This window comes from Desulfomarina sp., from assembly GCF_054039375.1.
The window spans coordinates 31092-42960 of sequence record NZ_JBPLBA010000012.1; the positions used below are offsets into that span (position 1 = coordinate 31092).

The 11869-nt window shown below is 46.3% G+C and carries 11 protein-coding genes; 1 reads left to right on the top strand and 10 read right to left on the bottom strand.

Features of this window, described 5'->3' with window-relative positions; translation table 11 throughout:
- Positions 1 to 234: 234 nt before the first annotated feature.
- A complete protein-coding gene (locus ACXLDX_RS00760; RefSeq protein WP_457575276.1) occupies positions 235 to 372 on the bottom strand; it encodes a hypothetical protein in 138 nt (45 codons plus the stop codon).
- On the opposite strand from ACXLDX_RS00760, the gene ACXLDX_RS00765 reads away from it, so the two are divergent.
- The gene (locus ACXLDX_RS00765) at positions 371 to 1867 is read left to right on the top strand and encodes an AMP-binding protein (RefSeq protein WP_457575277.1); all 1497 of its coding nucleotides are present in this window, start codon (positions 371 to 373) and stop codon (positions 1865 to 1867) included. The two genes, ACXLDX_RS00760 and ACXLDX_RS00765, sit on opposite strands and share 2 nt — an antisense overlap.
- Positions 1868 to 1988: 121 nt before the next feature.
- Here the strand turns inward: ACXLDX_RS00765 and ACXLDX_RS00770 are convergent, their stop codons facing one another.
- The 9 genes from ACXLDX_RS00770 to ACXLDX_RS00810 all read right to left on the bottom strand — a co-directional run bounded on the left by ACXLDX_RS00770 (position 1989) and on the right by ACXLDX_RS00810 (position 11648).
- Entirely contained in the window at positions 1989 to 2846 is an 858-nt protein-coding gene (locus ACXLDX_RS00770) for a polysaccharide biosynthesis tyrosine autokinase (RefSeq protein WP_457575278.1), read from the bottom strand.
- 60 nt (positions 2847 to 2906) lie between these two features.
- A complete protein-coding gene (locus tag ACXLDX_RS00775) occupies positions 2907 to 3887 on the bottom strand; it encodes an ExeA family protein (RefSeq protein ID WP_457575279.1) in 981 nt (326 codons plus the stop codon).
- A 215-nt stretch (positions 3888 to 4102) separates the two neighbouring features.
- The gene (locus ACXLDX_RS00780) at positions 4103 to 4495 is read right to left on the bottom strand and encodes a universal stress protein (RefSeq protein WP_457575280.1); all 393 of its coding nucleotides are present in this window, start codon (positions 4493 to 4495) and stop codon (positions 4103 to 4105) included.
- A gap of 157 nt (positions 4496 to 4652) precedes the next feature.
- Entirely contained in the window at positions 4653 to 5459 is an 807-nt protein-coding gene (locus tag ACXLDX_RS00785; protein WP_457575281.1) for an ABC transporter ATP-binding protein, read from the bottom strand.
- Between the two features lie 93 nt (positions 5460 to 5552).
- The gene (locus ACXLDX_RS00790) at positions 5553 to 6851 is read right to left on the bottom strand and encodes an ABC transporter substrate-binding protein (protein ID WP_457575282.1); all 1299 of its coding nucleotides are present in this window, start codon (positions 6849 to 6851) and stop codon (positions 5553 to 5555) included.
- 113 nt (positions 6852 to 6964) lie between these two features.
- Entirely contained in the window at positions 6965 to 8059 is a 1095-nt protein-coding gene (locus tag ACXLDX_RS00795) for a branched-chain amino acid ABC transporter permease (RefSeq protein WP_457575283.1), read from the bottom strand.
- 3 nt (positions 8060 to 8062) lie between these two features.
- A complete protein-coding gene (locus ACXLDX_RS00800) occupies positions 8063 to 8956 on the bottom strand; it encodes a branched-chain amino acid ABC transporter permease (protein ID WP_457575284.1) in 894 nt (297 codons plus the stop codon).
- On the bottom strand, positions 8956 to 10881 hold the full coding sequence (locus ACXLDX_RS00805) for an AMP-binding protein (RefSeq protein ID WP_457575285.1): 1926 nt from the start codon (positions 10879 to 10881) through the stop codon (positions 8956 to 8958). The genes ACXLDX_RS00800 and ACXLDX_RS00805 overlap by 1 nt, the downstream gene beginning before the upstream one ends.
- A gap of 5 nt (positions 10882 to 10886) precedes the next feature.
- Positions 10887 to 11648, bottom strand: a complete 762-nt coding sequence (locus ACXLDX_RS00810; RefSeq protein ID WP_457575286.1) for an ABC transporter ATP-binding protein — start codon at positions 11646 to 11648, stop codon at positions 10887 to 10889.
- Between the last annotated feature and the right edge of the window lie 221 nt (positions 11649 to 11869).

The window sequence follows — 11869 nt, forward strand, 5'->3', positions numbered from 1 at the left end:
AATAAATAAACCCGTCTCCGCTGTTTATTTTGGATTTTTTCCAACCGGCGACAAACAGCAAATCAACTGATGATTGAAGATAATTATATTGATATAAGGCTGGTTTTAGTTTAGGTTTTATTGAGATGAATTGCAATGGATTTCACTATTTACCTGATTAAGCTTTACAGGTACCTTGAAAATCTGACTTTTCATTCGAGACCAGGGAACAGGATGATTAAAAAGTACATCATATTAAAGAGATGTGAGTATTTTTTCCGGGCCACAGAGGTCGGGTGACAGGGCCATTTTCAACCTGGTCTGTATTCCCCCGCATAACACAAGAACAAGATATTCACATATGGTATCCTTTTTAAAGGAGATAAACTCCATGGACAGCCTTCGCAACCTGACCTACTATGATATTTATGAAAAAAATGCACTATTCAGAGGAGAATCAACCGCCATATGCTGGAATGATCAGGATACCAGCCATGCCGAACTTTTTGAACAGACCCGCCGACTGGCAAACGGTTTACAGAACCTGAATCTTCCAGCAGGCAGCAGGATTGGCATTCTATGCAAAAATCACCCCGCCTTTTTTCATCTTTTCGGCGCCGCTTCCGCCCTGAACCTGGTTCTTGTCCTTATCAACAGACGCCTCAACAGTGAAGAAATTTCGTATATCATTGAGGACACGACTCCTGCGCTTCTCATCTGCGACGGAGAAATGGAAGAACAGGCGAAAAAACTGAAAGAATCATGCTCCTTTGTTGATAACCTGTTTGTTGTAGATCACGAACCGTTCAACAATCTCTACGAAGAAACCGGTATAAAAAAAACAGTCGATTGTGACCGTAACGACCCATATATCATTATCCATACCGCCGCTGTCATGGGAAAACCCAGGGGAGCGGTCCTCAGTCAGGAAAATATAATTCTCGCCAACCAGCAGATTATTGAGACATTCAACCTTGACAGCAGCAGAACCTATCTCAATATCCTGCCACTCTTCCATATCATGGGTGTCAACCTGGGGCTTGCAACCCTCCAGGCCGGTGGCCGGAACATAATAATGGACAAGTTTGATCCAGGGCAGGTCGTGAAACTGGTGGATGAACAGAAGGTCAACATTTTCGGGTCATTCCCTCCGATTCTCTCCAATATCCTGGAAGTGCTGGAAGACGGGGAAACAACCCTGCCGAGTCTTGAAAGTGTCGCGGGCCTGGAAGCGCCTGATACTGTTAAAAAATGGGAAAAGGCTACCGGTTCTTCATTCTGGACGATGTATGGGCAGACAGAGACCTCCGGCCTTATTACCTTTGCAAAATATTTTGATAAACCCGGTTCTGCCGGGAAAATTTCCTCCCTTGCCAATATCAGAATCGCGGACGATTTCGACACCCTGCTTCCCTGCGGATCAACAGGCGAAATTCTTGTCCGGGGCCCCCTGGTTTTCCAGGGATACTGGAACAGTGACGAACTGAATGCCCACACCTTCCGTGAAGGCTGGCACCACACCGGTGACCTGGGCATGACAGATCAGGAAGGCTATCTCTTTTTCAAAGGGAGAAAAGCGGAAAAAGAACTCATCAAACCAGGCGGAGAAAATGTTTTCCCCGCCGAAGTTGAAAAGGTGATACTGGAACATGAAGCAGTGCAGGAAGTATGTGTCTTCGGTGTACCCGATCCAAAATTCGGTGAAGGAATCAAGGCTGTCTGTGCCCTGCACGAAGGACAGACCCTGACAAAAAAAGATCTGGTCAGTTTCTGTGCTGCCCGTATTGCCGGCTACAAAAAACCGCGATACGTTGAATTCATATCGGAACTACCGAAAGCAGAAGATGGTTCAGTTGATCGCACAGCCATTAAAACTCAATTCGGTTGACCAGTTCTGTTCCAGATCAATGAAAAACCTGGCAATTGCTTATTGTTACTTGATTACCCATGAAACTCAGCCGACTTGTGGATGTGCCTGCTTTATCAGGCTGAGTTTTGTACGTAATCAGCTATTGTTTTGCTGAATCACTGCTTTCAGGAGCTGTGTATTTAGAATACGTATTGTACGAACCAAGTATTTTCTTTTTCAGATAGCTGGTTTTCATACCATTAAAGACAATACCGATTATTTTATCCTGACCAATCTGCTCAATCATAGTCTTTACTTTTTCCCTGTCCGACTTTCCGTAGCCAACAACCAGGACAACCGCATCCACCTCCTTCGCAAGAACATTAGATTCGGATGCCAGCAGGTATGGGGGACTGTCAAAAATAATAAATCTGTCATTGTATCGTCCTGAAAGTTCATTTACCAGGTCGGACATTCGGGCTGAAGCAAGTAACTCTGCAGGATTAACAGGACAATCACCACTTGGAATAATTGAAAGCTTTTCAACCGTGGTTCTGAAAATGAGTTCCGCCGGATCAGCGCCATCCCTGAGATAATCGGTCAAACCTTTCCGACATACCGAAGAGAGACCAAACAGAGAGGCCACAGATGGCCTTCTAAGATCACAATCCACTAGCAGTGAATACTGGTCAAGCCCCCTTGCCATGGTTATCGCAAGATTTGCGGAAACAAAACTCTTTCCTTCCTCGGGGGCATTGGATGTCACCATTATAGTCTGGGGCCGCGCCTGACCTTCACGGGGGTAAAGAATGCGGGAACGCAAAATACGAAAAGATTCCGATGCCTCCCTGTTTTCATTGGTTACTTTCAGCAAGCGCTCATCCCATGCACCGGCAGAATAAAATGAATCCTTTTCGGCAACTCTTTTTTCACTGGTCGCCTTTCCTGGACGGGAAGGATTCTCGCCCCCTCCCAGGTCCACTCCGGATTTTTCAAGAATATCTGATATGTTTCCCATAAATAACCCAATCCGCAACTGATCGCGATATTTTTAATTCCTTGCTTTTATTAATTAAAATCACGAGATCATGCTGAAATAATAACTTTTCACAAAATTCCAGAACCCATCCAGCAGACCTGACTGATAGGCAAACCAGACACCGGCACTTTCAACACAAAGTAAAATGAGCAGTAACCAGAAAAGACCATTTTCCACAAATGATTTGTTTTGAGAGCCGGCACTGTCCCCCTTCTCATTTGAAAATTGCTGCCGGGCAATACAATCGCGAACAATTTTTTTATCAATCTGCAGAGAATTCTTACCGTAACCGGCCAGCAGGGCACTGTCACATATAATATTAATTACCCGGGGGTTCCCCTTTGAAGCCCGATGAATTTCATCAATGGCCTGATCCGAAAAAAGACCTGTCTGCTGAGCTTCCGCCAAATTAAGCCTGAAGAGGATATACTGCAAAGTATCCTCCCTTGACAGAGCGTCCAGATGAAAACGGAGAGAAATTCTCTGCCTTAACGGGCGCAGCCTGTCATCCTCCAACCGTTCTATCAATTCAGGTTGACCCACAAGAAAAACACTCATACCACCGGGATAACCGGCAGAAATATTTGTAAGCAGGCGAATTTCCTCCAGCATTGAAATTTCAAGAACGTGAGCTTCATCAATTATCAAAAGGATTTTCTTCCCAGATTTTTGATTCCTCTTCAAAAGATCTTCAAACGCCAGAAAAAATTTGGATTTGTTTCCCTCGAAATCCAGACCAATTTTGTTGGCAAAAAAATGGTAAAATTCTGCAATTTCAAGATTAGGATTTGAAATAAGACAAAGATCCTCGGTCATTCCGAGAGAAGCTGCAAGACAATTGACTAGTGTGGTCTTGCCGGTTCCGACACCTCCGGTCAGGAGCAGAAACCCCTTGTCAGACATTACACCGTACTTTAAAACGGCCAGACCCTCTTTATGACTTTCACCCAGGAATAAATTATGTACTTTTGGTGTCAGCTCAAAAGGTCTCTTTTTGAGACCATAAAATTTCAAATACATATTAGTTTGCCGATACCCTTAAAAAGCAATACAATCACATAGTTAATGGGTATTATTGCCAGTTTTTCTTCAGGGTGATTTTCTGGATACCTTAAAAAATTAGAATTTTCGTTCGAGACTTCCTGACAACCATCTTATCCTGTTCATCAATGAGGTTCAACGTAATTGTTCACAGGTAATAAAATCATAGAGTTGCCGCCCCTGTGAGTAACCACCTATTTGGTGGTGGTAACAGGACAGGGTGCTTTGAGAATCACATAACGGGATGTCGAACCGAGAATAATCTTTTCAACCCTGGATTTCTTCTTGATACCAAGAAAGATATGATCAATATCATTTTCCTCGGCAAAACGAACCAGATCCTCCCCTGCGGAAAGCCCACGTACGCTCTGCTGGGCATCGCACTCAAGCCCGGCTTCTTCCATTAACTTGCGGGCCAGGGCAAGTTCCCTGTCCACCTTTGCAATATCGGATTCCTTTTCCGAAGTCCCCCCGCCCATGGATGTGACGATATAGACAAATGCATCAAATTTCAGCGCAAAATCCCTGGCAAGGCCCAGGGCCTTGTCTCCCACCGCACCACCATTGTATCCAACCAGTATTTTCATAAGCTGCTCCTGTAAGTATCCGGCAATGAGGATTTTCGTTCGAATCCAAGAAGCCTGGAAAAATAAAAGCTCAGCATGTTGAGCCATTACAGTTCAAAGGTAATAAAATCATGGAGTTGTCACCTTGCGAACAATCACCATTTATTGATGGCACTGTTCACATCCATCGTTTACGTCGTTTATATGATTTCACATTCTTGAACGATTTTCTTCCACCCCCCTGGGTGATTCCCATGTAGAACTCCTTCACATCCGGATTATCCTGCAATTCCTCCGAGGGTCCTTCAAGAACAATTTTACCCGATTCCATTATATATGCATAATCAGAAACTGCCAGCGCAACCTTGGCATTCTGCTCGACAACGAGTATCGTAGTGTCAAGTTCTCTGTTAATAACCTTTATATTATCAAATATTTCCTTAACCAGCAGAGGAGCCAGGCCGAGAGACGGTTCATCGAGCATCAACATTTTCGGTGCTGCCATCATCGCCCGGGCAATAGCAATCATCTGCTGCTCCCCACCGGAACTGTAACCCGCCATTCTGTTTGTCACCTTGGACAGCCTGGGGAAATGCCTGTACATCAGTTCATTATCTTCGCGAATTTTTCTGGAACCGTCCTTTCTGGTAATTGAACCCACTAGAATATTTTCATTCACGGTCAAGTGCTTGAAGATACGACGGCCCTCGGGAACCATGACGGAACCAAGTTTAACGACATCGGTCCCCATCAGCCTGGTTGTATCAGTTCCGTCAAACTTAATATACCCTTCCTTAATAGCCCCGTTCTCAGGTTTCAAAAGCCCGCTGATGGCCCTCAGGGTCGTCGTCTTGCCCGCACCGTTAGTTCCCAGGAGTGCAACAATGCTGCCCCGTGGTACGGTCAGGCTGACCCCCCGCAACACCTGTATGATATCATTGTAGACAACTTCAATATTATTGACTTCCAGCAGAGTGTTTTCCATAAATTTGTTCTTTCAAGTTCAGCTTTACTCTGCCGACAGCCGGAATAACCGGCCGTCGGTTTTGAGATTAAAAAAAATCAAGCAGCAATAGAATTACTTGATCTTTTTCATAAATTCAGACTGGATCGGAGTACCGACTTTCTTAAAAGACCCGCTCTGAACAGTGTAGATCTGCAGCATGTCAACTCCGGCACGATCAGTTTTGGAATAGGTTACAGGACCGATAGTGGTGTAAGGGAAATAGCCGTTTTTGCCATTCATCTCATTCAGGGTTTTATAGAGATTTGCCCTCGTCACCTCGAGTCCTGCCGCCTTGGTACGCTTAATAGCCTCGGTTGCAACCTGAGCAACCATGATGCCGGCTGCATAGTTATGAGAGTTGGCCGCCTTCTCATCACGACCATATCGCTTTGCCAGAGCCAGCTGCTTTTCAGTGCCTTCATTTTTTTCTGAGGTCAGATTGAACGAACAGCTCCAGACATAACCTTCACAGGCATCACCCGCCAGGGCAATAAGATCGTTACCACCGGTATAGTGCACACCAAGAAATGTCAGTTTTCCTTTCTCACCGTATGTTTTGGCAATCAGACCCAGACGGGCGGCATCCTTCAGCATTGTGGCGACCGGAGACTGAACCGTATGGCAGAGAACATACTGAACACCTTTGGACATGAGTCTTTTCAGCATGGCAGAGTTGTCAAGATCCTTGCCGTGTTCGACAACTTCAACAATTTCCATGTTGAGTCCGGCGGCGACAGCCTTCTTCGCATCATCAACCGGTCCTCTGCCGAAAGCGGAAGGATGAATAAACATGGCGACTTTCGCCTTCCCGCCCTTGTGATTTTTCACAACATATTCGGACAAAGCGACCAGCTGCTCGGAATAAGACGCCACAGGCAGGAAAATATAATTGGAGCCATCCAGGTTTCCTGCATGATAGGACGCAGGGAGAACAGGAATCTTTTCCTCTTCAAAATCCCTCTTTAGACCGAGGGTACTGCCCGTTGAATAGTTGAGGTACATGACAATACCCTCATCTAGATACTCTTCAAAATTTCTTTTGGTAATATCAGTTTTATACTGATCATCCCTGATGGTGCAGTCGATGGTGTCATCACCGAGCATCTTTGTTTCATTGACGAACTTGAAGTAATCTTCAGTTCCTTTGGCATAAGGGTTACCCGCATCCGATGTCGGTCCTGTTATGGCCAGAGACATCCCCAGTTTATAGACTTTGCCCCCCGCATTTGCCACGGTGGTGAACGCAAAGAGTGCTGCAATGATCATGAGTGTATTGAAAAATAAGGTTTTCCTGTTGACCATGTTCTCCTCCTGTTTTGTTTTTTTGCTTCTACCTGTTACGTCTCCCGCTTTCAGGCGCCCGGAAGCCAATCCGCTCCGGCATGGCCCGGATCCCTTATCTGCTCAGATACAAAATTTCCGGCAGACAGGCGCAGATCCCGAACCTGCCGATTGCAGGATTCAGGTGCAAGAGAGATTCGGGGCTAGTACCTGAATGGCCATAGTTTGGTATAGGATTTTGCAATCCTCCACCAGTTTGAAATCCCCCTGGGCTCAAACATCAGAAACAACACAATCACCAGGCCGAAAGTGAAAGGTTTGAGTGCCGTGGCCAGATTCATACTCGAAGGAAGGTACTGGCCTGCAAATTCCGCCAGAGCGCCCACCTTGAGATCGAGATATTTTATGGCAACGGGTCCCCAGAAAGATCCATTTAAAGTTCCAAGGCCTCCGACGATGGCCATGGCAAGATAGGAAATTGATTCATGCAGGGTAAACGACTCAAAGCCGACACCCCTGTACAGATACGCATGCAGACCACCGGCAACGCCTGCAAAAAAACCGGACAGGGCAAAGGCATACACCTTTGTAAGCCCCGGGTTCATACCCATGGCATCAGCCGCCCTGTCATTGTCCCTTACTGCCACAAGGCTCCTCCCGTACCTTGTTTTCAGCAGGTTTCTAATTCCGAATCCCAACAGGACCACAACCGTCAGGATAATAAAATACCAGAACACATAGTGGTCTCTTCTCCCCACTTTACCGGTAAACCAGAAAACCCTGCCGACGAAGATCGTCTGTCCCTGGTTGAAAAAAGACATAAAATTGATAACCCATTGAAAAATCATCTGAAACGAAAGGGTCGCAATGGCAAGATAGAGATGTTTCAGCCGCAGGGCCGGCAGACCGACAATCGCTCCGAAAACCGCCCCCATAAGACCGCTGACCAGAATGAGCAGTGGCCAGAAATGGGTAATCAGGACATGGGTATCGCCGATCACCCTGCAGAATGAAGCCACCGTGTAGGCACCAATACCCACGAAGGCGGCATGGCCGATGGAAATAAGACCGGCAAAGCCGGTAACCAGGTTCAATCCCATGACGGCAACAATGGCGATCAGAATATTATCTATCACCAGCATGATTTTATTGCTGAGATGAAAAAAAAGAGGCCAGACAAAGAGCAGTACAAGAAAAAAAAGAAAAATCGACCTGTCCAGGCTGGTGAGAAAATTCCTCTGTTCCTCTTTATATGAAGTGAAGAAATTACCTGTTGCTAACCATTTGTTTGCTGACATAGATTACACCCGCTCAATTTCGTGAATACCGAACAAACCGTGAGGTTTGAAAAGAAGAATGATCAGTAGGATGATATAGGGCATGACATCCCCCGTACCGTTCAGCCCCCAGTTACCATCCAGATAGCCACTGGCAAACTGCTGGATAAGCCCCATGATTATCCCCGCTACCACTGCCCCCAGAATCGAGTCAAGTCCCCCCAGAATAACAACCGGAAAAACTATGATTCCAAAAGAATGGAGTGTGTCAAAGTTAAGACCGGTTATATTGCCGATGATACATCCGGCTGCAGCGGCGGAAAGACCGGCAGTCGCCCAGGCAAGCCCGAAAACCTTTGGCACGGAAATCCCAACCGACATGGAGGCAAACTGATCATCGGATACGGCCCGCATGGAAATACCGACAGTTGATTTCTTGAAAAACCAGGAAAATCCACCAATAAGGATAAAAGTCAATATGACCCCCACGAGCTGGGTCCAGGAAATGGAGACACCACCGAATACCAGTGGTTCCCTGGGCAGAAAGGCAGGAAAAGAATAATTTTCAGTGCCAAACGGAGTCAGGTAAATCAGGCCATCCAGAATCGAGCCAAGACCGATTGTCACCATGATAACAGAAATAATCGGTTCCCCAATCAACCGGCGCAGGAAAATCCTTTCCACACTCATGGCGAGAAAAAAAGTTATGACCATGCTTCCCAGGAATGAAAAGAAGATGGGTATACCCACTGTGACGGTGAGAAAATAGGTAACAAAAGCCCCGATAGCAATAAGCTGACCATGGGCAAAATTTGCAACCCTGCTCGATTTATACACCAGAACCAGCCCGAGGGCTGCCAGGGCATAGATCGAACCCACCACGATTCCACTGACAACAATTTGAAAGAAATAGCTCATCAGACCCCTTCCACCGTGTAGAATTTAATACTTGCCGTAACCGTCGTTGACTGCCCGTCCTGATACTGGAAGGACGCCTCAACATCTTTTTGTGTTACGGATTCATCATACAGTGCATCATAGAGATGCTGGTATTTCTCCTGGACAAACTTGCGACGGATCTTGCCGGTCTTTGTCAACTCCCCGTCATCCACATCAAGCAGTTTATAGAGCAGAGCAAAGCGCTTGATCCTGAAATGTTCCTTCTCAGCACGTGCGTTGACGTCAAGAACCTCTTTCATGATCAACTCAGCCACTTCTGTTTTTGCCGACAGATCCATATAGGTTGTATAGGAAATACCGTGATCTTCGGCCCATTTACCAACAACAACCGGATCGATATTGATGAGGCAGCTGACAAAATCCTCGTTGTTCCCGAAAATAATTGCCTCTTTTATATAAGGACTGAACTTAAGGGAATTCTCAAGGAACATAGGAGAAAACATCTCTCCTTTCCGGCTGTGCATCACATCGGACAACCGGTCGATGACAATAAGATGACCATGCTCGTCTATGTAGCCGGCGTCCCCCGAATGGAGCCAGCCACCCTCAAGAGCTTCCGCCGTTTTCTCCGGTAACCCGTAATAACCGGGAGAAACGGAAGGGGACCGTGAAAGAATTTCACCATCTTCAGCAATCTTGCATTCAGTTCCGGGAAGAGGCTTCCCCACGGTATCCGGTCTGACATCACCATCCCGGTGCATATAAGCGATGCCGGTAATCTCCGTCTGGCCGTAAATCTGTTTCAGATTCACACCGATGGCCTGATAAAAGGTGAACAGTTCAGGGCCAAGGGCCGCCCCACCGGTATAGGCACGCCGCAGTCGCAACAGTCCCATCTGGTTGATCAGGGGCCGGAACATCATCAGGGTACCGAACCAGGACTTTATTTTCAGACCTGCGGGCATATTCTTTCCCCGCATACGGTATTCCGCCGCTTCCAACCCCACTTTGATAAAATAATTATAAAGCAGTTTGTTCAGCCAATAGGACTGGTCGATTTTCAACCAGATTTCAGAACGGATCGTTTCGTAAATCCTGGGAGCACCGAACATGAAATGGGGCCCGATCTCCTTCAGGTCCGACATGGCCGTCTCAACAGATTCAGGAAAGTTGATGGTAATTCCCGTTGCCATGGCCACTCCAAAGGAATTCATCTGCTCTCCAATCCAGGCAAAAGGCAGAAAGGAGACATATTCATCCGTGGGTTCCAGGGGATCCACCTCGGTAATCCTGACGCCCATATTGATATAATTGCGATGGGTCATCATGGTTCCCTTGGGAAGCCCTGTGGTGCCTGACGTGAGACAGAGATGACAGACATCGTCAGGTTTGCCCTGATCCACCAGGGACTCGAAGAGATCCGGATTCTTTTTATGTTCCTCTTCCCCCATTTTATATAAATCACTGATATCGATAAACCAGTCATCCGACATATATTCCCGCATCCCACGGGGATCTTCAAAAATAACCTTTTTGACACCCGGTATCCTGTCGCGCACTTCCAGAACCTTGTCCACCTGCTCCTGGTTGTCACAGAAAACGGCACTGACTTTCAGATAATCAATGATCTGGGCAATTTCATCCGGCATGCTGGTTTGGTAGATGCCCGCGGAAATAGCGCCAAGACAATGGCCACCGATAGCAATAAAAAGCAGCTCTGGAATATTGTCACTGATGATGGCAATGGTGTCATTTTTACCAAGACCAATGGCCCTGAGCCCAAGGGCGGTCTTACGGACATAACTGTAATAATCCTCCCAGCTGTAGGTGTTCCAGATACCAAAATCCTTTTCCCGGAGCGCTGGACGTTCGGGTGTACTTCTGACCCGCCAGCGCAGCAGCTGGGGGATCGAATATTCAACCAGTTGTTCACGTGTAGTCATTTCGTTTACTCCTCCCCGATATAGGCTTCAATTACCTTCGGATTCTGCGCGACCTCTTCCGGGGTACCGGACCCGATGACCTCACCAAAATCGAGAACATAGATCCGATCGGAAATATCCATGACCACACCAAGATCGTGCTCGACAAGAACCACGGTAATATTGCGTTCCTTCTGAATATCCATGACAAAGCGGACAATGTCTTCCTTCTCTTCCTGGTTCATTCCCGCCATGGGTTCGTCCAGCAGAAGAATATCAGGAGCAAGTGTCAATGCCCGTGCAACCTCAACTTTTTTCTGAACCCCGTAACTCAGATTCCCCACCAGGCTTTTCCGGTAGGGTTCCAGTTCCATGAAATCAATGACACTCTCCACATAGGCCCTGTTTTCCGCCTCAATCCTCGAGGCTTTACCGTAAAAGAAAACAGCATGCAGAAAGCTGTATTGCAGCTTCGAATGACGGGCAAGAAGAAGATTGTCGAGAACAGAAAGCCCGGAAAACAGCTCAAGATTCTGAAAAGCCCTGGCAATCCCCATATTTGAAACATCATGAGGGGAGGCGTTTGTCAATTTTTTCTCTCCATAGAAAATATCACCCAGGGTCGGATGATAGAATCCGGAGATACAGTTCAACATACTGGTCTTGCCGGCTCCGTTGGGACCGATAATGGAGGTTATCAGTCCCTCTTCTATTTTCATATTTACATTTGACAGAGCCTTCAAACCGCCAAAAGAAAGAGTGACGTCCGAGATATTTAAATATGGCATATCGACATTAGAATTATATTAAATAAGCAATATTGAGTTAATAAATCATTAATATTGATGAAAAAAAGGTACAGCTATCCCTTTAAATATTACCCCTTTACATATTCCCGTATGCTATTTATAGCATATTGTATTCATCTCAGCGACCCCCAAAGAGAAAATATCTTTATACTTTCATCTTCGGCAAATCACGTTCTTCAATATCCTGAAATGAGACAGCC